Here is a 22,504-nt window from a genome sequence, read left to right as displayed (position 1 = left end):
TTAATTAAATTGGAGGAATGTCTATGAATATAAATAAGCCCAATGATAATAAGAATATGGGACAAATAGATTATGGAATATTTTATACATTATGCATATTGTTATCTATAGGTGTTATAATGGTATATTCCGCTAGTTCATTTTATGCTATGTTTCATAATAATGATAGCATGTATTTCTTTAAAAGACAGTTAATTTGGGCAATTATTGGTATAATTTCAATGAGTATTATGATGTCAATTGATTATCATAAATTAAAAAAAATTACACCGCAACTACTTATATGTACAATACCATTATTAATTGCAGTATTCTTCTTTCCAGCAATTAATGGTGCTAAAAGATGGATTTCGTTAGGACCATTATCTTTTCAACCATCTGAATTAACAAAATATGCAGTTGTAATGTTTTTGGCCTTTAGTATTGATTTAAAAGGTGATGAAATAAAAGATTTTTGGCATGGGTTAGTACCATATTTAGGTCTTTCAGGATTTTTTGCTGCTTTAATATTAGCAGAACATAATATGAGTATTGCAACTATTATAATGATAGTTACATTTATTATGTTATTTGTAGCAGGAGGAAGAATAAAACACCTATTTGGAATAATATTACCATCGCTATTTACATTAGCAATATTTTTTATATTTAGTTCAGATTATAGAAGAGAAAGAATGTTAAACTTTATAGATCCATGGAAAGATGCAGCGGATGCAGGATATCAATTAATACAATCATTTTTAGCATTAGGTTCAGGTGGATTAACTGGATTAGGTTTAGGTCAATCAAGACAAAAAACATTATATATGCCAGAACCACATAATGATTTTATCTTTTCTATTATAGGAGAAGAAGTAGGATTAATAGGGTGCTTATTTATAATTGCATTATTTTTGATATTTATATGGAGAGGAGTAAGAGTTGCTATGAATGCAAAAGATACTTATGGTAAATTATTAGCAATGGGGATTACTTCAATTATAGCAGTTCAAGCGATAATTAATATTGCAGTTGTAACTGGGTCTATGCCTGTTACAGGAGTTCCAATGCCTTTTATTAGTTATGGTGGTACATCGCTTGTAATTAATTTAACGGCTATGGGGATTTTACTTAATATTTCAAGGCAGGTAGAAAAGAAAATAGTATAATTTTGGATAAGAGCTTCTAGTTTTAGGAGCTCTTAAATTTTTATGTACAATCAATGAATAATAATATAAAATAATTATAAAAAATATAGCTTTTATGTTAGAATTATAGTAAAAGATAGAAATTATAAGGAATAAGGTAAATTATGAAAGATGTAAAAAAGTTTATTAGAGCAAAGAAAAGAAAGAAGAAGATAAAAAAATTAACTTTAATGACAGTAGTAATTGGAGCAGCTTCATTTATTTTCTTTACTAAGGCACCAATATTTAATATTAAAACTATTTCATTTAATGGAAATGTAACTATATCAAATGAGGTTTTGTATGATGAGGTAAAGGATAGAATAGGCTTAAATATTTTTACTGTAAATCAAAAAAAAATTAAAGAAGAAATTTTAAAAAATAGGTATGTAAGTTCAGTTAATATAAAAAGAAAGGGAGTGAATACTTTGGTAATAGGAATAACTGAAGAAGCTCCAGTTTATTATATAGATAATGGATCAAAACTTGAAATTATTAATGAAAATTTAAATGTATTAGAAGAAGTAGATAGTATTGAAGGAAGAAATTTAGTTGAAGTTAAAGGTATTGATTTAAGTAGAGTTAATGATGAGAGTTATGCAGATGATATACATACTTATAAAAGTATTTTAGCTAATTTTTATCCATTTATTTCTGAAAATAAAGAGCAAATACATCTTTCAAGTTTAGATATAAGTAATATAGTAAATATAATTGGGTATATAGGGGATGTTAAAATTTTCTTTGGGGATGATAGTGATTTATATAATAAGATGGAAAATGTGTATAGAATAATTTTAAGTGAAAATATAAATATAAAAAAAGGTTATATAAATGTTAGTATAAAGGGATCACCAGTAATAAAAAATGAACCAGTTGATGAAAGCAAACCTAAAAATGAAGCAGAAACATAAGCAAAGATAAATGAGAAAATACAAACAGAAAATGAATAAAATTTAAGTTTTGAAAATGTGAAGTAGGAGGAGAGTATGAAAAGAACAGTATCTCAAATTTTTGTTGCTATTGTTTGTGCATTATTAGGTTTTTTATTAACATATCAGTTTAAACAATTAAATATAGCAAATAGAAAAAATATAGATTACAATAGTTCAGATATATTATTAGAATTAGAAAATCTAAAAAAAGAAAAAGAAGATTTGCAAAAAAATAATGAAATTTTATCTGAAGAATTAAAGCAATTAGAAGATGCGGCAGCTGAGGAAGGGGAAGTTGAGGGTGAAATAAAAAAACAACTTGATAATGCAAGAATGCAACTTGGACTTTTAGATGTAAAAGGACCAGGATTAACTATTACCTTAACTTTGAAAAATTCAGTATTTGGTGCAAATGGTACTCAAAATGTAAATACTCTTAGTGAAGAAGAAATTATAAATTTAATTAATTCTTTATGGTATGCAGGGGCTGAGGCTATATCTATAAATGAAATGAGAATTACACCACAAACAGGGATAAAAACAGCAGGTAGTTCAATTTCTATAGGATCAGCAGGTAGAGTAGATCCAAATAGTGAAGTTGTAATTAAAGCAATTGGAGATAAAAGTAAATTAAATGTTGCTGTAAACTATCCAGGTGTTTTAGATTATGGAGCTTTAAAAAGTTATAATAGTGATGTTAAGCAAAGTGATGACATAACAGTAACTAAGACAACACAATCATTAAGATATGAATATATAAAGCCAATTCAATAAATAGGAGGAAGAGTTATGATAGCATTAATAGGTTTGTTATTAGGTGTATTTTTAGGACTAGTTTTTGATGTAAATATACCAGAAAGTTTTTCGCCCTATATGTCAGTTGCGATTTTAGCATGTTTAGATTCTGTATTTGGGGCATTTAGAGCATCTTTAAATAATAATTTTAAATCAGATATATTTATATCAGGATTTTTTGGAAATGCTTTGCTTGCAGCAGGATTAGCATATCTTGGAGATAAATTAGGTATTCCTATATATATTGCATCAGTAATAGTATTTGGGGGAAGAATATTTGATAACTTTGGAGCTATTAGAAGAATTTTATTAGAAAGATTCAAAAATAGACGAAGAGGTGATTAGGTGGTTAAAAATAAAAGCAAATTTTTTCTTTTCCTTGGAACGATATTAATTGGTTTTTTTATTGTTATTAATATAGATATTAATAATACTAATAGTTTTTTTAAAATGAATTCAAAAGAATATAAAAATGCAATTGAAGAAAGAAATAAATTATATGATGAAATTACAGCGTTAAGTGAAGATAATTATGATTTATTAAAGAAAATATCTCAACTTAATGTAGATGATAATAAAGATAATCAAAAAGTAATAAAGCATATGAAAGAACAATTAGAAGAATATAATTTGCTTTCTGGAGTAGTTGAAGCAAAAGGACCAGGGGTTGTCTTAACTATTAGTGATGGGAGTTATGATATTTATAGTGATAGTCAAGAGGAAGTTAATAGAAAAACATTACATTCAGCTGATGCAGCATTAATATTAAATGAATTAAGAACTGCAGGTGCAGAAGCAATTGCGATAAATAATTATAGGGTTTTAAATAATACAGGGGTTGTTTGTGCATGGGCTTTTATAAGATTTGAAGAAAATAAAAATGAAATGGAAGGAGCTCCATTTCATTTTTATGCAATTGGAAATCCAGAACAAATTGAAGCAGCGTTATTTGCTGAAGGAAGCCATTTAAATGAATTAGTTTTAAGAAAATTAAATGTAACATTAAATAAATATGATGAAATGGAATTACCAAGTGCGAGTATATCAATTTCACCAAAATTTATGAAAAGAGCAGATAATTAAATTTAAAAAAGTATTAAAAAAATTATAGAAAAATGTTATAATTAATTATAGTATAGAAGGAAATTTGATACTTTTAAAGAATATATAATTATAAAAGGTTATTATGCTCTTTTAAAGGAGGGATAAATATTAGTATTGCAGAAAAAACAATAGCAATTTTAAATGAGATACCTAATGATGTTACTTTAGTAGCAGTATCTAAAACTAAACCAATAGAAATGATAAAAGAATGTTATGATATTGGTCAAAGAGACTTTGGTGAAAATAAAGTTCAAGATTTAATTGCTAAAAAGGAATTATTGCCTAAAGATATAAGATGGCATTTTATAGGTAAATTACAAACTAATAAGGTTAAATATTTAGTTAATAATGTTTATTTAATACATTCTTTATCTAGCATAAAACTTTTAGAAAAGATAGAAAGTGAATTTTCAAAAAGTAATTCATCTGTAAATGCACTTATTCAAATAAATATTGGAAGAGAAGAAAGTAAGAGTGGAATTTATGAAGAAGAACTTGAAGATATGATAAAAGCTATTGAAGCTTGCAATCATGTAAAAGTAAAGGGAATAATGGTAATTATCCCAAAAGGAAATGATGAAGAAAATAGGTATTATTTTAGCAAGACTAAAGAGATTTTTAATAAATTAAAAGATAGAAATCTTAAGAATATATCTATGGAAATTTTATCAATGGGAATGACAAATGATTATAAAATTGCAATTCAAGAAGGAGCCACAATGATAAGAGTTGGCTCGGGAATTTTTGGATTAAGAGAAAAATAGGAGGATGGAAAAATGAGTATGTTTGATAAGTTTAAGGAAATAATAGGTGGGTCAGATTATGATGAGGACTTCGATGATATAGAAGAAGTAGATGAAGAGGAAGAAGTAGAGGAAGTAGAACCAATTATATCAAAACAAAGGGGTAATAAAGTGGTTAATATTCATAATTCAGCATCTGCTAAGGTTATGGTTGTTAAGCCAAATTCTTATGATGAAGCAAGAGAAATTGCAGAGGCAATAAAAAATAGAAAGATAGTTGTTGTTAATACTACAGCTATGGAAACTAAAGTTGCTCAAAGATTAGTTGACTTCATAAGTGGAGCATGTTGTGTTTTAGGGGCTCAGCTTCAAGAAGTAGAACAAAGAGTTTATTTACTTTCACCATCAAATGTTGAAGTTAGTAATGAATTAAGAACAGAAATAAGTTCGAAGGCATTATTTAATTGGAATAAATAGGGGGTGACTTCTTATAGGAATTATACGTAGTTTTTTATATTTACTGTTTTCAGTCTTAAACTTAACAATTTTAGCTGAAGTAATATTATCATATATTCCAAATATTAATGAAACTAATTTTTATAGAATATTAGTTTCATTAAATCAGCCTATATTAGAACCATTTAGAAGGCTTCAAGAAAAATATTTTGGAAATATGATGATTGATTTTGCACCTGTTATGGCTATATTAGTTATAAATTCAATAAGTGGGATGTTGTTATAATAATGATTTCAAAAGATGAAATTCTAAGGAGTTTTCCAAAAGAAGATATTGAAGAAGTTTTAAAAGTTTATCAAACTATGAATTTAGCATATAGTAAAGGGATTACAACCTTTACTAATTTCTTTTGTAAGCCTAATATATGGAATTATTTTATTGAAAAATTTGATTCTAAAAATTTTAGGGTACAAGCAAAGGGGGCCTTTGATGAATGTGATAGAAGAATATTAGTTTTTAATAATATTTATAATATTCCTATGCCATATAGAATATTAAAAATAAATAATAAATCAAAATTTAATAATTTATCACATAAAGATTATCTTGGTTCAATTATGGCTTTAGGATTAGAAAGAGAAAAATTAGGGGATTTAAGAGTAATTGATGATTATGCAGTACTTCCTATTTATGAAGAAATTACAGATTATATTATAGGGCAATTAAAAAATGTAGGAAAAGCTCCTATAACAGTGGAAGAAATTTATGAAGAAAATTTACCAAAATGTAATTATATTGAGGAAGTAATTATAGTTTCATCTTTAAGGATGGATAATATAGTTGCAAAGCTTGCAAGACTATCAAGAGGAAAGGCAATTGAATTAATAGATAGTGGTAAGGTATTAATTGATTATTCTAAGAATTCTCAAAAAAGTAAAGAAATAAAGACAAATCAAAGAATTACTATTGGAGGAACTGGAAAGTTCATAATAGGGGAAATTGTAGGAAATACAAGAAGTGGAAAATTTAAAATTAAAATAAACAAATTTGTATAGAAGAGGTGGATGGAATGAAATTAACTGCTATGGATATAAACAATAAGGAATTCAAAAGGGGACTTAGAGGATACTCAGTAGAAGAAGTAGATGAATTTTTAGATCAAGTTGTTGAAAATTATGAAGAATTATATAAAGAAAATTCTAGATTAAAGGAAAGCTTAAGCAGAGTAAACGAAAAATTAGAGCATTATGAAAAATTAGAAGCTACAATTCAAAATACACTTTTATTAGCACAAAATGCAGCTGATCAAGCAAAGGAAAGCTCAGAAAAACAAGCAGAATTAATAATAGGAAATGCTAATGAAACTGCACAAAGAATTTTAGATAAGGCTCATGGTGATGTTATTTCTATAAATGATGAATATGAAAAAGTTAAGGAAGAGTTTATAAAGTTTAGAGCTAAGTTTAGAGGATTTATGAATACTCAACTTCAAACTTTTGATGAACTAGAAAAGGATTTAACTAAGAATTATAGTGTTTCTCAGCCAGTTGATAACTATGAAATTCATGAAAAGGAAGCTGAAACTACTAATACTGAAGAAAAAGAAGAGTTTAATGTGGAAGATCTTAATGATGATATAAATGCAGTTAAGAGCTTTTATGCAAATAGCTAATACATATAGGAGGCCGAAATTCGGTCTCCTTTAGTTAATTTATGTTATTAGATATTATAATATTATAAATAGTATTAGGAATTAAGTTTATAATTTCTGATAGTATTGAGAAAGATAGCTTTATATATTATAATGTCTTAAGAACATAAATAAACGGAGTAAAATTATATGGAAATTTTAAATTATATAATTAATGAAGATCAAGAAGGTCAAAGAATAGATAAATATTTATCCATTAATATAGAAGGAAAATCAAGATCATTTATTCAAGGATTAATTGATGAAAAAAAGGTAATGGCTAATGATAAAATTATAAAAAGTAATTATAAATTAAAAAATAAGGATTTAATTACTGTGGAAATGCCAGACCCAGTTGAGTTAAATGTTGAGCCAGAAAAAATGGATTTAGATATTGTTTATGAAGATGAAGATGTAATTGTAGTAAATAAGGCTAAAGGGGTAGTTGTACATCCAGCACCAGGAAATTATACTGGAACTTTAGTTAATGGAATATTATATTATTGTAGTGACTTATCAGGAATTAATGGCGTAATAAGGCCTGGGATTGTACATAGAATAGATAAAGATACATCTGGAATATTAGTAATAGCTAAAAATGATGAAGCTCATAATAAGCTAGCAATTCAATTTAAAGATCATTCAATTAAGAGAGAATATTATGCTTTAGTTGAAGGGAAATTTAGCAATACCAATGGAACTATTGATAAGCCATTAGGTAGAGATAAAAAAGAAAGAATAAAGATGGCAATTAATGAAGAGGGAAAAAGGGCTGTTACTCATTATGAAGTATTAGAACAATATGATAAAGGAGTTTCCTTAGTAAAGTGTACTTTAGAAACAGGAAGAACTCATCAAATAAGAGTTCATATGGCATCTATAGGGCATCCATTAGTTGGTGATTTAGTTTATGGTTATAAAAGACAAAAATTTAATATTGAAGGTCAAGCATTACATGCAAAAACTTTAGGGTTCATACATCCAAGAACTAATGAATATATTGAATTTACATCTGAACTGCCAAAATATTTTAAAGAATTATTAGAAAAATTAAAAAATAATGTTAATAATAAATAGTATATTTTTTTTATATAAAATAAAAATAGATTTTTATGAATCATATTACAAAAAAAGCTATAAGATAAATTAAGAAAATATAAAATAGGGAGTTATTTTTATGAAATTAAAAGCTAATTTATTAGATGAAAATGCTGTTAGAAGAAGTTTAATTAGAATTTCACATGAAATAATTGAAAAAAACAAAGGTGTTGAAGATATCGTATTAATTGGTATAAAAAGAAGGGGATATCCATTAGCAAAGAGAATTGCAGAAAATATAGAGAAAATAGAAGGAGTATCTGTAGAAGTAGGATATGTTGATATAACTCTTTATAGAGATGATATAAGTGAAATTACAGAAATACCTAAAGTAAATTCAGTTGATTTAGGCGTTGAAGTAAAAGGTAAAAAGGTAATATTAGTTGATGATGTGTTATTTACTTGCAGAACAGTAAGAGCAGCAATTGAGGCTATAATTGATGGAGGAAGACCGTTATCAATTCAATTAGCTGTATTAATTGATAGAGGTCACAAGGAACTGCCAATAAGAGCAGATTATGTTGGAAAAAATATACCTACATCAAAAAATGAAATAGTTTCAGTTGCAATAAACGAAATAGATGGAGAAGATTCAGTTAAGATATATGAATCTTAGAAGGAGAAATTAAATAATGGATTATAATTTAGTAGCAACAACAACCTTTGGATTAGAAGGAATAACAGCTAAAGAATTAAAAGCTTTAGGATATGAAGATTTAACTGTTGAAAATGGTAAAGTTCATTTTGAAGGGGATGAAATGGATATTGCAATTGCAAATGTTCATTTAAGAACTGCAGATAGAATTTTTATTAAAATGGCAGAATTTGAGGCTAGAAGTTTTGAAGAGTTATTCCAAGGAACAAAGGCTGTAAAATGGAGTGATATAATTCCGGTAGATGGAGTTATGCACGTTGTAGGAAAATCTGTTAAATCAACACTATTTAGTGTTCCAGATTGTCAGTCTATAGTTAAAAAAGCTATAGTGACAAGTATGAGTGAATCATATGGAGTAAGCCATTTTTCAGAAGATGGTCCAGTTTATAAAATAGAAGTATCAATATTAAAAGATGTTGTAACATTATCTATTGATACAAGTGGTATTGGGCTTCATAAAAGAGGATATAGAGAAGAAGCTGGTATAGCACCTTTAAAGGAAACATTAGCGGCAGCATTAGTTTTAATATCAAGATGGAAGGAAGACTATACTTTAGTTGATCCATTTTGTGGTTCAGGAACAATTTTAATTGAAGCAGCAATGATAATGCAAAATATTGCACCAGGGTTGTTTAGAAATTTTGTTGCTGAAACTTGGCCAACAATAGGACCAGATGTATTTGAACAAGTTAAAGAAGGCGCTGAAAGGTCTATTAAAAACAAGGATATAAAACTTATTGGATATGATATAGATGGAAGAATGCTTAAGATTGCAAGAAGTAACTCACAAAAAGCTGGAGTAGCTAAGTACATAGAATTCCAAAAAAGAGATTTTAAACAATTCTCTAGTAATGAAAAAAATGCATTTATAATTACAAATCCTCCTTATGGTGAAAGATTAGGAGAAAAGAAAGAAGTTGAAGAACTTTATAAATATTTAGGAATGAATAAGAGAAAACTTGATACTTGGGATTTTAACATATTAACATCATATGAAGGATTTGAAAATCCATTTGGAAGAAAAGCAACTAAGAATAGAAAATTATATAATGGTAAGTTAAAGTGTTACTATTATCAGTATTTTGATAATGAAAAAATAAAAAATCATGGAGATATGGTAGTAAATCACATTTAGCTTAATTAGAAGTTAGAAGTGTGTAGTTTGTAGTTAAGGTATAAATTCAACTTAAGTTGAATTTATAAAATTATATTTCAAGGGGTTGTCGCACTAAAACTTTTATACACAATATATTGTTTAAAAAAATAAAAATTAATACAATATATTGTAGTATTTATTCTTAATGCGACATCCCCTACCTTAACTATTAACTTATAACTACTAACTTCTAACTATATTCAGGTTGTTAATTTCAGAGGGTTCTACTGTCATAGTATAATTAGTATGATAAATAACCATTCCTGGATTAGCACCATTTGGTTTTTTTAGGTTTTTAACTAATGTATAATCTACATCTACTTTTGATGATTCTTTAGCTTTACTATAATAAGCAGCTAAAACTGCAGCTTCAATTAAAGTATTATCAGGTATATCAGTAGAGCATACAATTACATGTGAACCAGGAATATTTTTAGTATGAAGCCACATATAATTTTTATTTGCAAATTTTAATGATAAATGGTCATTTTGAATATTATTTTTACCTACAAAAATATCAATACCATCTGATGAAATAAAATGAAGGGGTTTAGAAGGATTAGATTTTTTATTTTTACCATTAACTTTTCTTTTTCTAACATAGCCAGTTGAAATAAGTTCTTCTTTTATATCATCAATTTCAGCATAACTTTCACAGTTTTCTATATTAGTTAATACAGAGTTAAGATATTTAAGTTCATATTCATTTTTTTCTAATTGTTCAATTGCAGATTCCTCTGATTTTTTTAATTTATTATATTTTTTATAATAAATTTGAACATTTTCAGAAGGAGTTTTATTTTCATCTAAAGGTATTGTAATTTCTTCGCCATCTTCACTAAAGAAGTTTACAGTTGTAAAAGAAGTGTCCCCTTTTTTTATACTGTATATATATGATGTTAATAAATCACCTTTAATTTTAATATCATCTTTTAAATTACATTTTTCTAATACTTCATTTAATTTCTTTTCTTTTTTTAAACAACGTTCAATATTAGTAGTAACAAGTTTTTGAAGATTTACTGAACGTCCTTTTATTCTTTCTTGTTTATCCTTTTCTAAATAATAATTATCCATTAATTCATGAGTATTATCAAATATTTCAGCAGTAAATATATCTTCAAATTGATCTAAAGGAATAATATAAAAATCTACATAATTTCCATCTTTGTCTTTATAAATTTTAAAAATTTCATTATTTATTAAGTCTTTTAAAAATTTATTAATAAAATTATTTATATTATTTATAGAAAAATCACTATAAATTTTACTATATTCAATAAATAAATGTTCAGATAATGGTTTACTAATACCTGTAAAACAAGAAATAAAGAAATTTTTATTAAAAGTAATAGAGTTATTATTCACAAATTCTTCTAAAGTGATATTATTATAAGAGAAAGGATTAACTTTAGGTGATTTTGGGGGAAGCTTGTAGGTTGCTCCAGGATGTAAAATTCTAAAGCTATTCATTGATGGAGTTATATGTTTAATACACTCCATTATTTTATTATCTCTTTCTCTAACTAAGGTAATGTTACTGTGTCTGCCCATTATTTCAACGATTAATGTGTAGATACTGTTAAAACCAAGTTCATCAGATGCTTCAATTAAAAATTTTACAATTCTATCACCTTCAAGTTGAACAATGTCAATTATTTTACCACCAGTTAAGTATTTTCTAAGAACCATTGTAAACATAGGGGCTTGTAATGGGTTAGGTTTAGTAACTTCTGTTAGGTGAATTCTTGGGTAATTAGGTGATGCAGATAACAAAAGTTTAAGGTTTTTTCTTTCTTTTCGTAATGTTATTATAATTTCATCTTTTTCAGGTTGATTAATTTTATCTATTTTAGAATTTAATATTGATTTTTTTAAATCTTCAACTAAACTATATAAGTAGATACCGTCTATTGCCATAAATATCATCCTTTCTTTAGTATTAATTAAAGTAAGTATATCATTATTTTTTGTAATAGTAAAACGGTAAAATGAAGGAGGGGATATATTATGAAGTTTACAAAAATGCATGGAACAGGAAATGATTTTATATTTTTATTAGATTTGAATAATGAATATGTTGGACAAGAAGAAAGTTTAGCTAAAAAGCTTTGTCATAGAAGATTTGGAATTGGAGCAGATGGGTTAGTTCTTGTTAGAAATTCAAATGTAGCAGATATACAAATGGTTATAATTAATAGTGATGGGTCAAGAGCTAATATGTGTGGAAATGCTATTAGATGTTTTGGTAAATATGTATATGAAAGAAATATAGTAACAAAAGATTTAATATCAGTTGAAACTGGAGATGGTATAAAGAAGCTTGAACTTACAATAACAAATGGAATTGTTAAAGGAGTAAAAGTATATATGGGTGAAATATCCTTTGATGGATTATTAGTACCATTAAAAAATAAATCAGAATTAATTGATGAAGAAATTAATGTTAACGGTAAGAAGTATAATGCAACATCTATTTTAGTTGGGGTTCCTCATACAGTTATTTTTGTTGATGATGAAAATTTTGATGTTAGTGAGGGAAAGAATATTGAAAAATATGAGCTTTTTGAACAAGGTACAAATGTAAATTTTGTAAAAGTAGTTGATGATGAAAATATTATAGTAAAGACCTGGGAAAGAGGAGCAGGAGCAACTTATTCTTGTGGAACTGGATGTTCGGCATCAGTTGTAGTATCCAATAAGTTAAATTTAACAAAGAAAAAAGTAAATGTAAAAGTTCCAGGTGGGGATTTAAGAATAGAAATTGAAGGTAATTCAATTTATATGATTGGAGATGCAAGCTTTATTTGTGATGGAAGAGCATATTAAAAAATGAGGAAAAATAGATGACTAAAAAAATATATATAAAATTATTAGTAGTAATTCAAATTATGGTATTAGGAGTTATGCTTATTAGTTGTGAGAAAGATGAGAAAAAAGATGAAACTGGCATTTTGTTAAAGCAAGGTGCCTTCGTAGATGAGAAAGATAATTATAAAACATTTAATGAAAATGATGAAGGCGTTTATAAAGAAATTGATACAAATGGGAAAATAATAAATAATTATAATTTATCTTCTAATACATATACTTTTTTTAAGGATAATAGTTTTTATGTTAATTATAATTCAGAAGATATTAAAATAAATCATGATAAAATTGCAAATTTGAAGATATCTCCTAATGGAGAATATATTTTTTATTTTATTAATGATGAATATCTTATCCCTGCTGTTATGAATCTTAAACAAAAAAAAGAAATATTATTAGAAAATAAAGCTCTTATTTCAGGGCAATTTATTGATTGGATTACAAATGAAAAGCTTGCTTTTTATGGTGTAGATACAGATAAGAAGACAACAGGAATATTTACATATGATATTAGTGATAATAGCGAAGAAAATCTTTATAAAATCAATAATGGTTTTGTTAAATTTTTGAAACATATAAAAGATGGCGTAGCACTTGTAGAAGAACACTATGAAGAAAGTACAGTATTAAAAGTTATTAATATAGATTATACAGTAAAAGAAATTTCAAATGAAGTAATAGATATTAATGATGTTGAAGAAGTTAATGGGAATCTTTATTTACTAGGAAGAGTTAAAAATAATAATTTTTCAATTTATGAAATTAGTGATAATGGTATAAAAAGATTAATTTTTGATTTTCCCAATATATTATATGTAGATAAGGGATTATCAGTAAATGAAGATGGAGAAATATTATTTATAGGAAGTGCTGGAGAAGATAAGAAAGAATATATTTATAAGTATTCGGATGGCACAGTAACTTTAGTTGATGAGGATATTGATACTTGTAATTTTATAAATATTAATTAGATAAGAATTTAGAAATATTTCTAAATTCTTATCTAATTTTTTTTATTTTTTTATAAAAAATATTTTATTTGTATAAAAGTTAATTAAAGTGGCAAATTTTATAAATAGTTATGAAATTAGATAATAAATTTTCAGTAAAAGATATTGATATTACAGTAGTTAGAAGAATCAATGAATTAAAAGCAGTTAAAATTAAAGCATTTCCATTTAAAGAAAATGAAGAGGAGGTTTACATTTATACTAGTAATTTTACTAAAGAAGCAGAAGAGGAAATAATGTTTATTTTTAGAAAAAAGGTAAAAGCCATAATTATTAGTGAGGAAGAATTTAATTATTTATTAAAAATAGTATTTTTAGGTCAAAAAAGAAATGTATATGAAATTATAATAAAGGATGCAATAAATTTAAATGTATCAGATATTCATTATGAACCTTATAAAAATTTTGTGGTAGTTAGATTTAGAATAGATGGATTATTAAGGATAATGTATATTTTTAATAAAGAAGAATTTCAAATTGTTTTATCAAAGATAAAAATAAACTCTAATATTGACATAACAGAAAAGAGAAAACCTCAAGATGGAAAGATTTCATTTGAGTATAAAGAAAAAAGCTATGATTTGAGAGTATCTACAATGCCAACAATTTTTGGAGAAAAAGTAGTTATAAGAATTTTATATGGAAATGATTTTAATTATGCTATTGAAAATCTTAATTTTACAAAAGAACAAATAAGAAAAATAAATTACATCATGAAAGTTAGCAGTGGGCTTACCATAGTTAATGGGCCTACAGGTTCAGGAAAATCAACAACTCTTTATAGTATATTACAAGAATTAAATAAAGATGAAATAAACATATCAACACTAGAAGATCCAATCGAAGCAATAATTACCGGAATTAATCAAATGAATTTAAACAAAACATTAAATATAGGATTTGCAGAAGGATTAAGGTGCTTTTTAAGACAAGATCCAGATATTATAATGCTTGGGGAAATAAGAGATGAAGAAACGGCTAAAATGGCTGTTAGAGCTTCCCTTACAGGGCATAAGGTTTATTCTACAATTCATACATGTGATCCAAGAGAAGTTTATTTTAGGCTTGAGGATATGGGAATTGAAAAATATTTAATAAGAGATTCTTTAGTAGGAATAATATCTCAAAGGCTTATTAGAATTTTATGCAATAATTGTAAAGTTGAAACTAATGAAAAACTTATAAATGGTAAAAAAATAAAGCTTTATAAAAAGTGTGGATGTAATAAGTGCAATTTTACAGGTTATAAGGGAAGAGCTTTAGTTGCTGCAATTCATATTATTAATAAGGAAATGAAAGAAAAAATAAAAAATATTTATAATGACAGAAGTATCTTATCAAATTTAGAAATGATAGAAAATTTAAATGAATTATTAGAAAAAGGAAATATAACTTTAAGTGATTATAATAAATTTATTGAAATGGAGGGCCTAAATTTTAGTTATGAAAAAGAAGGTTAGTTATAATGACTTAGCTTTAATTGCAGGTAATATTTCTACATTATATGAAGATGGAATTCAATTATTAAATATATTTACTTTGCTAGATGAATTGCCCTTAAGAAAAGAATATAAGAGTTTATTAAGGGAAATGGAAGAGGTTATAAAAGAAGGTGGAAGTTTAAAGTCTGCTTTTAGTAAGGAAAGAGAAACATTGATTCCTAATTTTTTTATTTCAATGGTAGGCATTGGTGAAAAAACAGGAAGAATAGTTTATGTGTTAAAAGGATTAGAAATTTATTATAAAAAACTAGAGCAAATAAATAAAAGTATTATAAAGGCAATTACATATCCAATATTTTTAATGTTAGCTCTTATTGCACTTGGGATCTTTGTGTTATTTTTCTTTATTCCTAATATGGCAGATATTTATGGAGCTATGGGGAAGGAAATTCCTAATGTTTATTTAAAGGTTATTTTAATAAAAAATAATTTTTTAAACAACACATTTTTAATATTATTAGAAACTTTTATTTTAGGAATATGTGTGCCATATATTGTTTTTAAATTTTTTATAAAAGAGAATTTGAATTTTTTAATGCAAAAAATACCTATTTATAACTTATTTAATGAATACATTATTATTGTATTGATATCAGTTATTATTAATAGTGGAATTAATATTGCTATAGGACTTGAATACTGTTATCAAGGAGATTTAAATAAAAATATTATGATAGGATTAAAAAAGATTAATAATGATTTAAAAAATGGCAAATTACTATCCCAATCCATGATTGAAACAAATATGTTTTCAAAATCTACATTAGCTCATATTAAGTTAGGAGAGGAATGTGGAGCTTTAGATAAACGATTAACTATTCTTGAAGATACTATATTTACTAATTTAAGTTTTAAAATTAGTAAAATAACATCAATGATTCAGCCGTTTTTAATATTATTTATTGGTGTAATTATTATAATTTTTATTATTAAATTTTTAATGCCACTTTTAGATATTGTATTGGTTTGAAATATGAAAAAAGGTTATACATTAATTGAATTAATAATTGTTATTGCTATTATTGGAATTTTAATGCTTCCAACATTAAAGTTAACAAAATCATTTAATAATATTTTAAATAAATCAGCAGCCATGGGATTTTGTAATGAGTTAAGCAATATGATAAGTTATGGAAAATTCTATTGCATGAAAAATAATAGCTATGGAGAAATTGAAATTAATAAAAGTGCAGGAGTAGTTAAGTTTAAAGATAAAAAACAAGGTGGAAAGGTAATAAAAACTATATTTTTACCGGGAAACTTTAAGTTTTCAGCAATGTATATTTTAAAAATAAATACTTTAGGTAATGTAGAATCAGATACTATAAGAATTTTTGATAATTATGGAAATGTGTATAAAGTTACTATATCAACAGGAGTAGATACAGTAAATATTTATGAAGGTGATTAAATTTGAAAAAATATAAAGGAAGTACTTTGATTGAAGTTATATTAGGCGTAAATATTATTTTATCAATGTTTATTATAGTAGCATTATTAATTGGAAGTAATAAAGCAAGTCACATAAAAAGAATTAAAATTGAAGAAGGTAATAGAATTATTTATTGTGTTATGCAAGAAATTAAATACAATATGACTATTAATGAATTAATTGGGAAGGAAAATTTAATTAGTTTTTCTTTAAAATATAATGAAAAATTTTTAGAGAATTTAATAAATACTTCTATAAAAGATATGGAAAAGGGAAAGGAAATAGTTATAACGATCAATAAAATAAATGATGAAAGTGTAAATGTTAATATAAGCTATAAATTACCTTTTGATAATGAAATTATTGATAGAAATTTTATTAAATATAAGTGGATGGAATATTATGAGTAATTATAAAATGGGATATACTTTGATAGAAACTATACTAGTAATAGCAATAGTTTTTATTTTAGGAGGAATAACAATTACTTTATCTATTGAAAGCATAAATGATTATAATTTAAGTTTAAGCAATTGTTATTATGAAGATAAATTTGATAATGCTTTATTAAATTTAGAGTCATTATGTACTTCAGCAGGAATTGAGTATATAGAAGGAAACAAAGAGCTGAATGATGTGTATTCAGCAGAAATAATTGGAGATAATATAACAGTTAAATTTAAGGATATAAATAATGATGAAAAGATAAAAATTATTTATTTAAATAAAGAAAAATTAATGATAAAGACTATAAGTTTTTCAAATGGAATAGTTAGTGTGGGAAATAATGTCCTTATTGATAAGATAGAAAATTTTTCAGTTAAAAAAAAGAATAAGCTTATTTACTATAGTATAAAAAGTAAAGAAAATGGAGTTAGAATAAGATGTATTTAAATAAAAATAATGGAGTAATAATGTTAGAAGTAGTAATGCTTTTAAATGTATTGATAATATTAATTGTTTTAAGTTCAAAGATGATAATAGCAAATGTAAGCAAGTTTTCTCTTTATGAAATAAAAGAAGATATTTTAACTTTAAGTAGTGAAGAATATGAGTTTTTAAATGAAGTTAAAGAAAGTGTATTAAAAGATAATGAAATAATAAAAATATTAAAACAATATAAAGAAGATAGGAATTTAGAGTTTCAATATACATTTAGTAAAAATAATAATATGCAATTTATTATTAAAGAAAATGAAATGTTTATAAAAGAAGATTATTTAAGATCGTATGAATCAATTAGAAAGATAAATGTAATAGTTAAAGAAGATGAGAACAAAACAGAAATTATATTTATTCCCACATTATATAAGTATAAAAAGGAGATTTAAAAGGAGCAAGTATGAGAGATATAGTAATAGCCAATAAAAATAAGTATATTTACAATGGTAAATTATATGATGATATTTCTATTAAGAGGGTTATAAGTAAAGAAATAGAGTTATATGTAATGGAAGAAGATTTACTAATAAAAACATATGATGAAATTAAAAATGATAAGGAAGATATTGTATATGAAATTATAAATGAAGAGTATGGAAGTGAAAAATCTGCATTGATGCATTATGAATATGATAAGAAAAGAAAAAAATTATTCTTGTATTCCATTGGTAATGGGGAAAGAATACAATTTTTATGTGAAGATTTAAATGAAGTAATAATATTGCCAATACAGTTTTATATTAGAGATATTGTAATAAAGAAAATAAAAAAGATATTTAACTATATAGTGTTAATAGAAATTAAAGAAGTTGTGTATTATTTAGAAATAAAAAATAAATTAATAGTAAATAGTTTGATCAAAAATAAAGAAGACTTTACAAATGATTTTAAATTTAATGAAATAAAAAAAGAAATTCCATTAATTATTGATAAAAGCTTAGATTATTTAATACCAAAGGAAGCTGATTATAAAATAGAAATTGTACAATTGAATATTGGAGATAAAATAAATGAAAAAATATTTAAAATATAAAAATTTCATTCCGTTAGATTTTATTGAAAAAAAGAAAAATAAAGAAAATAAAGGAAATAAAAGAGGTTTTCAAGTGTTGATATTGGTTAATTTAATATTAATAAGTATTAATTTACAGTTTATATTTAATAAAAAAGAAGAGGAAGTTATAATTACCTCAGAAAAAGAAGATAGTTCTTTAAATAAAGAAGAAATTTATAAGTGGTTAAATTTATATGATAATAAGATGGTTGAATTAAATGTTGAAAATAATGACGGAAGTATAATATATAATATTGATGAAGATATTGATTATTTAGAAAAGAAAGGGCTTACAATAAGTAAATCCACTAAAATAGATGAATTTAAGGTAGTGAAAGTGATTTATGAATAAATTTAAGTTTTATATTGAAGAGCATAAAGAAAATATAATTATTTTAATTACAATATTACAAGTAATATCTTTAGTTTTTTTTAGTGGAATAAAAAAGCAAGAACATAAAAATGAAGTTATAGTTACAAAACATATGCTTATTTCATATAGTGAAATTGCTAAGGAGTTAAATAAAATAAAAGATATAGAAGTTATGGAAATAGAAAATTGTGGAGAAAGCTGGCGTATAAAAATTAAATTAAATGGAAAAGCTAACGATATAATAAAAAACATAGAAGAATTAAAAAATTTTACCGTAAAAACTTATAATATTAATGGAAAAGATAATAATTTATTAACAATATTAGAGTTAAATAGATAATTATATTAAAAAATTTCATGTTCTACTTTAAATAATTGCATTTCTTTAGTAATTTTGATAGAATGTTTTTGTTGTGTCATTAAACAACAGAAGAAGTTATGACTATTTACATAAAATATAGGTCATAATAACTATGAATTCAAGTTATTTGGAGGGAATTTTTTATGATATCAGCAGGAGATTTAAGAAAAGGTACAACTTTTGAGTATGAAGGACAAGTATATACAGTTATAGACTTCTTACATGTTAAACCAGGTAAAGGAGCCGCTTTCGTTAGAACAAAGTTAAGAAACGTTATTTCAGGTGGAGTTACAGATACAACTTTTAACCCAACAGCTAAATTACAAGAAGCTGTAATTGAAAGAAAAGAAATGCAATACCTTTATTCTGATGGCGAATTATACTACTTCATGGATCAAGAAACTTATGAGCAAATTCCATTAAATTATGAAAAAGTAGAAGAGGCTATAAAGTTTATAAAAGAAAACATGTTTGCTGTAATTAAGTTCTACAAAGGTGAAGCATTCTCAGTTGAAGCACCAAACTTTGTTGAATTATTAATAACTCAAGCAGATCCAGGTGTTAAAGGAAACACAGCTACAAATGCTATGAAACCAGCTACATTAGAAACTGGAGCAGTTGTAAATGTACCAATGTTCGTTAATGAAGGTGACACTATAAGAGTTGATACTAGAACTGGCGAATACATGGAAAGAGTTTAATATTTAAGATAAATGCTAGGTTTAAAGACTTAGCATTTGTTTTATCTAAAAAATTTAAAAGTGGGTATAATTAGTAATAAAGCTAAAGTTTCTTCGAAGGAAGTGAAAAGATGAAAGAATTAAATGATAAAATAAATAATTTAAAAGAACAAATTGAAAATATCAAAGAAAATCAATATAAAGATTTATTTGAATCTGTAAGTGGAATATTATCAGATTTATCTTCTAAGGTTGAAGAAATATCATTAAGGCAAGATTACTTAGAAGAAAATATGGAGTTTATGGATAATGACTTAACAGATATACAAGATGAACTTTTTGAAGAAGTTTCATTTGATGATTTAAGTTCAATTGAAGATGAATATGTAGAAATAAAATGTGAAAATTGTGATAAGCCATTATTTGTTGAGCAACAAGCATTAAATAATAATTCAAGTATTCCTTGTCCGTTTTGTGGAAAAAGGGCAAGATAGTGATAAATAAATATTTAATACATACCCCAAAATATAAAGCATAGACTAATGCAATAAATTTGCAAAAGTCTATGCTTTTTTGTTTTTGGGGGGATGTCGCATTAAGAATAAATACTAGAATATATTGTGTTAGTTTTATTTTTTAAAACAATATATTGTGTATAAAAGTTTCGGTTTGACAACCCAATACTTATTTTAGAGATTAATTTACATAGTATTAAAATTGAAAATTTTAAGGCACATAAAATAAATATTTTACATATTTTTTTATACTATGAATAATTATTAATTATGTGAAATAAGAATTAAAGAGAGAAAGATAATTAAGGAAGTGAATTTATGAAATATGATGAGATTTGCAAAATACTTCCAAAAGAGATTGGTGATGTGGTAAATAAATATTTAAATGATGATGTAATACAAGAAATACGTATAAAGGTAGGAAAGCCAATAATATTAAATTTATCATATGGAGAAAAAATACTTGAGTATAAGACAAAGGTTGAAGATTTAAAGTTTATGATGGCAAAGATATCTAATTATTCTTTATATGCTTTTGAAGAGGAAATTAAACAGGGATATATTACATTAAAAGGTGGACATAGAATAGGATTGGCTGGGGAATGTGTAATATCAAATGGAGAAGTAAGAACTATAAAAAATATATCATCTTTAAATATAAGAATTTCAAGAGAAGTAGTAGGTTCTTCAGATAAGGTAATGAAATTAATAACAAATAATAACAGAGTATATAATACGTTAATTGTTTCCCCTCCTAAGTGTGGTAAAACAACAATTTTAAGAGATATAGCAAGGAATATATCTAATGGTATGTATAAGATAAGTTTAAGTGGAAAAAAAGTAGTTATTGTAGATGAAAGAAGTGAAATTGCAGCTTGTTATAATGGTATTCCACAAATGAATGTTGGTATAAGAGCTGATATATTAGATAATTGTTTAAAAAAGTCAGGAATGATTATGGCAATAAGGAGTCTTTCGCCAGAGGTATTAGTTTGTGATGAAATAGGGACAAAGGGAGATTTAGAAGCTTTAAATATGGCGTTTAATTGTGGAGTAAATATAATTGCTACAGTACATGGATATGACATAAATGATGTTTATGGAAGAGCTGTATTTAAGGATTTAATTGATAATTGCATATTAGAAAGAATAATACTTCTTAGCAATAGAAAGGGGGCTGGAACAATAGAAAAGATATATAAGGTTAACAGGGAGAAGGGATTACAATGTTTAGAAATATAATGATATTTTTAATGTTTCTAATTTGTACATTTATAGGTTATTTCATAGGAGAAAATTACAAAAGAAGAAGTCAAAATTTAAAAGAAATACAAAAAGTATTGTTGTTATTAAATAATGAAATAATATATTCTAATACACCTTTACCAACTGCTTTATTTGATGTTGGAAATAAGGTTTCAGAGCCAATATCAAATGTATTTATAAAAATGGCAAATATGCTAGATGAAGGAACAAGCAATAGTGTTTATGAAAGCTTTGAAAAAGCATATTTAGAAAATAAAGAAAAACTTAGTTTAAATTCTGATGATTATAAAATATTAGAAGATTTTTTTAAAACCTTAGGTAGTAGTGGAATATCAGGACAAGAAAAAATTTTTAGCTTAGCCTTGGAGAATATAGATATCAATTATAAAGAAGCTAAAAAGAAGGAAAAAGAAAATATTAAATTGTATAGAACGTTAGGTATATCTATTGGTGCAATGTTAGCAATATTTTTTATCTAAAGGGGGAAGGGCTTAAGGATGTTTGATGTAAGTTTATTATTTAAAATTGGAGCAATGGGAATTTTACTTATGGTTATTGAAAAGATATTAAAGGGAAATGGAAAAGAAGAAATAGCAGTATTAGCAAACTTAGCGGGAATTATTATTATTTTAATTACTGTAATAGGAATGATTTCTAATTTGTTTGATACTGTAAGAACTATGTTTAGTCTTTAGGTGA

30 protein-coding genes are annotated in these 22,504 nt (G+C 25.1%); 29 read left to right on the top strand and 1 reads right to left on the bottom strand.

What is annotated here, in order from left to right; genetic code table 11:
- The first annotated feature begins 23 nt into the window (after positions 1–23).
- From spoVE to ACUN06_RS07780, 13 genes are all read left to right on the top strand, one after another.
- A complete protein-coding gene (gene spoVE / locus ACUN06_RS07840) occupies positions 24–1,148 on the top strand; it encodes a stage V sporulation protein E (RefSeq protein ID WP_291733496.1) in 1,125 nt (374 codons plus the stop codon).
- A gap of 143 nt (positions 1,149–1,291) precedes the next feature.
- Positions 1,292–2,080 (top strand): cell division protein FtsQ/DivIB, encoded by a 789-nt coding sequence (locus ACUN06_RS07835; protein WP_291733497.1) that lies wholly within the window; start codon positions 1,292–1,294, stop codon positions 2,078–2,080.
- Between the two features lie 75 nt (positions 2,081–2,155).
- On the top strand, positions 2,156–2,875 hold the full coding sequence (locus tag ACUN06_RS07830) for a DUF881 domain-containing protein (protein ID WP_291733499.1): 720 nt from the start codon (positions 2,156–2,158) through the stop codon (positions 2,873–2,875).
- Positions 2,876–2,890: 15 nt separating this feature from the next.
- Positions 2,891–3,241, top strand: a complete 351-nt coding sequence (locus ACUN06_RS07825) for a small basic family protein (RefSeq protein WP_294161378.1) — start codon at positions 2,891–2,893, stop codon at positions 3,239–3,241.
- Positions 3,242–3,979, top strand: a complete 738-nt coding sequence (locus tag ACUN06_RS07820) for a DUF881 domain-containing protein (protein ID WP_301953402.1) — start codon at positions 3,242–3,244, stop codon at positions 3,977–3,979.
- 128 nt (positions 3,980–4,107) lie between these two features.
- On the top strand, positions 4,108–4,764 hold the full coding sequence (locus tag ACUN06_RS07815) for a YggS family pyridoxal phosphate-dependent enzyme (RefSeq protein WP_291733513.1): 657 nt from the start codon (positions 4,108–4,110) through the stop codon (positions 4,762–4,764).
- A 12-nt stretch (positions 4,765–4,776) separates the two neighbouring features.
- A complete protein-coding gene (locus ACUN06_RS07810; RefSeq protein ID WP_291733504.1) occupies positions 4,777–5,220 on the top strand; it encodes a cell division protein SepF in 444 nt (147 codons plus the stop codon).
- A gap of 13 nt (positions 5,221–5,233) precedes the next feature.
- Complete coding sequence (locus ACUN06_RS07805) at positions 5,234–5,485, top strand: YggT family protein (protein WP_366001992.1); 252 nt, start codon at positions 5,234–5,236, stop codon at positions 5,483–5,485.
- Positions 5,486–5,487: 2 nt separating this feature from the next.
- The gene (locus ACUN06_RS07800; RefSeq protein WP_449389583.1) at positions 5,488–6,255 is read left to right on the top strand and encodes a YlmH/Sll1252 family protein; all 768 of its coding nucleotides are present in this window, start codon (positions 5,488–5,490) and stop codon (positions 6,253–6,255) included.
- A gap of 14 nt (positions 6,256–6,269) precedes the next feature.
- Complete coding sequence (locus ACUN06_RS07795; protein WP_291733509.1) at positions 6,270–6,872, top strand: DivIVA domain-containing protein; 603 nt, start codon at positions 6,270–6,272, stop codon at positions 6,870–6,872.
- A 168-nt stretch (positions 6,873–7,040) separates the two neighbouring features.
- On the top strand, positions 7,041–7,967 hold the full coding sequence (locus ACUN06_RS07790) for an RluA family pseudouridine synthase (protein WP_331893322.1): 927 nt from the start codon (positions 7,041–7,043) through the stop codon (positions 7,965–7,967).
- A gap of 100 nt (positions 7,968–8,067) precedes the next feature.
- On the top strand, positions 8,068–8,604 hold the full coding sequence (gene pyrR, locus ACUN06_RS07785) for a bifunctional pyr operon transcriptional regulator/uracil phosphoribosyltransferase PyrR (protein ID WP_291736769.1): 537 nt from the start codon (positions 8,068–8,070) through the stop codon (positions 8,602–8,604).
- 16 nt (positions 8,605–8,620) lie between these two features.
- Positions 8,621–9,778, top strand: coding sequence for a THUMP domain-containing class I SAM-dependent RNA methyltransferase (locus ACUN06_RS07780; protein WP_294124525.1), 1,158 nt, complete (start codon positions 8,621–8,623; stop codon positions 9,776–9,778).
- A 204-nt stretch (positions 9,779–9,982) separates the two neighbouring features.
- Here ACUN06_RS07780 and ACUN06_RS07775 read toward each other — a convergent pair whose 3' ends face one another.
- Entirely contained in the window at positions 9,983–11,719 is a 1,737-nt protein-coding gene (locus tag ACUN06_RS07775) for an Rqc2 family fibronectin-binding protein (protein WP_449389582.1), read from the bottom strand.
- 90 nt (positions 11,720–11,809) lie between these two features.
- Here ACUN06_RS07775 and dapF point away from each other — a divergent pair, with 90 nt between their 5' ends.
- The 16 genes from dapF (at position 11,810) to spoIIIAC (ending at position 22,500) form a co-directional block, all read left to right on the top strand.
- On the top strand, positions 11,810–12,628 hold the full coding sequence (gene dapF, locus ACUN06_RS07770) for a diaminopimelate epimerase (RefSeq protein WP_291736477.1): 819 nt from the start codon (positions 11,810–11,812) through the stop codon (positions 12,626–12,628).
- 17 nt (positions 12,629–12,645) lie between these two features.
- Entirely contained in the window at positions 12,646–13,641 is a 996-nt protein-coding gene (locus ACUN06_RS07765; RefSeq protein WP_302542143.1) for a hypothetical protein, read from the top strand.
- 110 nt (positions 13,642–13,751) lie between these two features.
- Complete coding sequence (locus ACUN06_RS07760) at positions 13,752–15,140, top strand: GspE/PulE family protein (RefSeq protein ID WP_302739291.1); 1,389 nt, start codon at positions 13,752–13,754, stop codon at positions 15,138–15,140.
- A complete protein-coding gene (locus ACUN06_RS07755; RefSeq protein WP_294367481.1) occupies positions 15,124–16,152 on the top strand; it encodes a type II secretion system F family protein in 1,029 nt (342 codons plus the stop codon). Before ACUN06_RS07760 ends, ACUN06_RS07755 begins: the two co-directional genes overlap by 17 nt.
- Before the next feature lie 3 nt (positions 16,153–16,155).
- Positions 16,156–16,593, top strand: a complete 438-nt coding sequence (locus ACUN06_RS07750) for a prepilin-type N-terminal cleavage/methylation domain-containing protein (RefSeq protein WP_291732350.1) — start codon at positions 16,156–16,158, stop codon at positions 16,591–16,593.
- Between the two features lie 2 nt (positions 16,594–16,595).
- Positions 16,596–17,024, top strand: a complete 429-nt coding sequence (locus tag ACUN06_RS07745) for a hypothetical protein (protein WP_291732352.1) — start codon at positions 16,596–16,598, stop codon at positions 17,022–17,024.
- Complete coding sequence (locus ACUN06_RS07740) at positions 17,017–17,508, top strand: pilus assembly FimT family protein (RefSeq protein ID WP_291732354.1); 492 nt, start codon at positions 17,017–17,019, stop codon at positions 17,506–17,508. The genes ACUN06_RS07745 and ACUN06_RS07740 overlap by 8 nt, the downstream gene beginning before the upstream one ends.
- Complete coding sequence (locus ACUN06_RS07735; protein ID WP_449389581.1) at positions 17,499–17,945, top strand: hypothetical protein; 447 nt, start codon at positions 17,499–17,501, stop codon at positions 17,943–17,945. The genes ACUN06_RS07740 and ACUN06_RS07735 overlap by 10 nt, the downstream gene beginning before the upstream one ends.
- Before the next feature lie 11 nt (positions 17,946–17,956).
- On the top strand, positions 17,957–18,589 hold the full coding sequence (locus ACUN06_RS07730; protein ID WP_291732357.1) for a hypothetical protein: 633 nt from the start codon (positions 17,957–17,959) through the stop codon (positions 18,587–18,589).
- Positions 18,567–18,962 carry a hypothetical protein gene (locus ACUN06_RS07725; protein WP_449389580.1) on the top strand — a complete coding sequence of 132 codons (396 nt, stop codon included), beginning with the start codon at positions 18,567–18,569 and terminating at the stop codon, positions 18,960–18,962. The genes ACUN06_RS07730 and ACUN06_RS07725 overlap by 23 nt, the downstream gene beginning before the upstream one ends.
- Positions 18,955–19,323: a hypothetical protein gene (locus ACUN06_RS07720; protein WP_449389579.1), complete on the top strand. Its 369-nt coding sequence runs from the start codon at positions 18,955–18,957 to the stop codon at positions 19,321–19,323. Before ACUN06_RS07725 ends, ACUN06_RS07720 begins: the two co-directional genes overlap by 8 nt.
- 164 nt (positions 19,324–19,487) lie before the next feature.
- Positions 19,488–20,045 (top strand): elongation factor P, encoded by a 558-nt coding sequence (efp, locus tag ACUN06_RS07715; protein ID WP_291732364.1) that lies wholly within the window; start codon positions 19,488–19,490, stop codon positions 20,043–20,045.
- Positions 20,046–20,155: 110 nt separating this feature from the next.
- The gene (locus tag ACUN06_RS07710; protein WP_449389578.1) at positions 20,156–20,518 is read left to right on the top strand and encodes a CD1247 N-terminal domain-containing protein; all 363 of its coding nucleotides are present in this window, start codon (positions 20,156–20,158) and stop codon (positions 20,516–20,518) included.
- A 339-nt stretch (positions 20,519–20,857) separates the two neighbouring features.
- On the top strand, positions 20,858–21,781 hold the full coding sequence (gene spoIIIAA / locus ACUN06_RS07705) for a stage III sporulation protein AA (protein ID WP_294367471.1): 924 nt from the start codon (positions 20,858–20,860) through the stop codon (positions 21,779–21,781).
- The gene (gene spoIIIAB / locus ACUN06_RS07700) at positions 21,766–22,284 is read left to right on the top strand and encodes a stage III sporulation protein SpoIIIAB (protein ID WP_291732370.1); all 519 of its coding nucleotides are present in this window, start codon (positions 21,766–21,768) and stop codon (positions 22,282–22,284) included. Before spoIIIAA ends, spoIIIAB begins: the two co-directional genes overlap by 16 nt.
- Positions 22,285–22,302: 18 nt before the next feature.
- Complete coding sequence (gene spoIIIAC / locus ACUN06_RS07695; protein WP_291732372.1) at positions 22,303–22,500, top strand: stage III sporulation protein AC; 198 nt, start codon at positions 22,303–22,305, stop codon at positions 22,498–22,500.
- Positions 22,501–22,504 lie beyond the last annotated feature (4 nt).

It is taken from the genome of Clostridium sp. ETTB3 (assembly GCF_053571985.1).
Note: the sequence above shows the minus strand (reverse complement) of the source record. Positions and strands in the feature narration are given on the sequence as shown.

What these genes read in the sequence shown, in the direction of transcription:
- ACUN06_RS07720 (WP_449389579.1), top strand. Translation starts at nt 18,955, where the DNA reads ATGAATAAATTTAAGTTTTATATTGAAGAGCATAAAGAAAATATAATT.
- ACUN06_RS07735 (WP_449389581.1), top strand. Translation starts at nt 17,499, where the DNA reads ATGTATTTAAATAAAAATAATGGAGTAATAATGTTAGAAGTAGTAATG.
- dapF (WP_291736477.1), top strand. Translation starts at nt 11,810, where the DNA reads ATGAAGTTTACAAAAATGCATGGAACAGGAAATGATTTTATATTTTTA.
- ACUN06_RS07740 (WP_291732354.1), top strand. Translation starts at nt 17,017, where the DNA reads ATGAGTAATTATAAAATGGGATATACTTTGATAGAAACTATACTAGTA.
- ACUN06_RS07780 (WP_294124525.1), top strand. Translation starts at nt 8,621, where the DNA reads ATGGATTATAATTTAGTAGCAACAACAACCTTTGGATTAGAAGGAATA.
- ACUN06_RS07710 (WP_449389578.1), top strand. Translation starts at nt 20,156, where the DNA reads ATGAAAGAATTAAATGATAAAATAAATAATTTAAAAGAACAAATTGAA.
- ACUN06_RS07830 (WP_291733499.1), top strand. Translation starts at nt 2,156, where the DNA reads ATGAAAAGAACAGTATCTCAAATTTTTGTTGCTATTGTTTGTGCATTA.
- ACUN06_RS07795 (WP_291733509.1), top strand. Translation starts at nt 6,270, where the DNA reads ATGAAATTAACTGCTATGGATATAAACAATAAGGAATTCAAAAGGGGA.
- spoIIIAC (WP_291732372.1), top strand. Translation starts at nt 22,303, where the DNA reads ATGTTTGATGTAAGTTTATTATTTAAAATTGGAGCAATGGGAATTTTA.
- ACUN06_RS07760 (WP_302739291.1), top strand. Translation starts at nt 13,752, where the DNA reads ATGAAATTAGATAATAAATTTTCAGTAAAAGATATTGATATTACAGTA.
- spoIIIAB (WP_291732370.1), top strand. Translation starts at nt 21,766, where the DNA reads ATGTTTAGAAATATAATGATATTTTTAATGTTTCTAATTTGTACATTT.
- pyrR (WP_291736769.1), top strand. Translation starts at nt 8,068, where the DNA reads ATGAAATTAAAAGCTAATTTATTAGATGAAAATGCTGTTAGAAGAAGT.
- ACUN06_RS07765 (WP_302542143.1), top strand. Translation starts at nt 12,646, where the DNA reads ATGACTAAAAAAATATATATAAAATTATTAGTAGTAATTCAAATTATG.
- ACUN06_RS07750 (WP_291732350.1), top strand. Translation starts at nt 16,156, where the DNA reads ATGAAAAAAGGTTATACATTAATTGAATTAATAATTGTTATTGCTATT.
- ACUN06_RS07790 (WP_331893322.1), top strand. Translation starts at nt 7,041, where the DNA reads ATGGAAATTTTAAATTATATAATTAATGAAGATCAAGAAGGTCAAAGA.
- efp (WP_291732364.1), top strand. Translation starts at nt 19,488, where the DNA reads ATGATATCAGCAGGAGATTTAAGAAAAGGTACAACTTTTGAGTATGAA.
- ACUN06_RS07755 (WP_294367481.1), top strand. Translation starts at nt 15,124, where the DNA reads ATGAAAAAGAAGGTTAGTTATAATGACTTAGCTTTAATTGCAGGTAAT.
- ACUN06_RS07730 (WP_291732357.1), top strand. Translation starts at nt 17,957, where the DNA reads ATGAGAGATATAGTAATAGCCAATAAAAATAAGTATATTTACAATGGT.
- ACUN06_RS07825 (WP_294161378.1), top strand. Translation starts at nt 2,891, where the DNA reads ATGATAGCATTAATAGGTTTGTTATTAGGTGTATTTTTAGGACTAGTT.
- ACUN06_RS07775 (WP_449389582.1), bottom strand. Translation starts at nt 11,719, where the DNA reads ATGGCAATAGACGGTATCTACTTATATAGTTTAGTTGAAGATTTAAAA.
- spoVE (WP_291733496.1), top strand. Translation starts at nt 24, where the DNA reads ATGAATATAAATAAGCCCAATGATAATAAGAATATGGGACAAATAGAT.
- ACUN06_RS07725 (WP_449389580.1), top strand. Translation starts at nt 18,567, where the DNA reads ATGAAAAAATATTTAAAATATAAAAATTTCATTCCGTTAGATTTTATT.
- ACUN06_RS07800 (WP_449389583.1), top strand. Translation starts at nt 5,488, where the DNA reads ATGATTTCAAAAGATGAAATTCTAAGGAGTTTTCCAAAAGAAGATATT.
- spoIIIAA (WP_294367471.1), top strand. Translation starts at nt 20,858, where the DNA reads ATGAAATATGATGAGATTTGCAAAATACTTCCAAAAGAGATTGGTGAT.
- ACUN06_RS07835 (WP_291733497.1), top strand. Translation starts at nt 1,292, where the DNA reads ATGAAAGATGTAAAAAAGTTTATTAGAGCAAAGAAAAGAAAGAAGAAG.
- ACUN06_RS07810 (WP_291733504.1), top strand. Translation starts at nt 4,777, where the DNA reads ATGAGTATGTTTGATAAGTTTAAGGAAATAATAGGTGGGTCAGATTAT.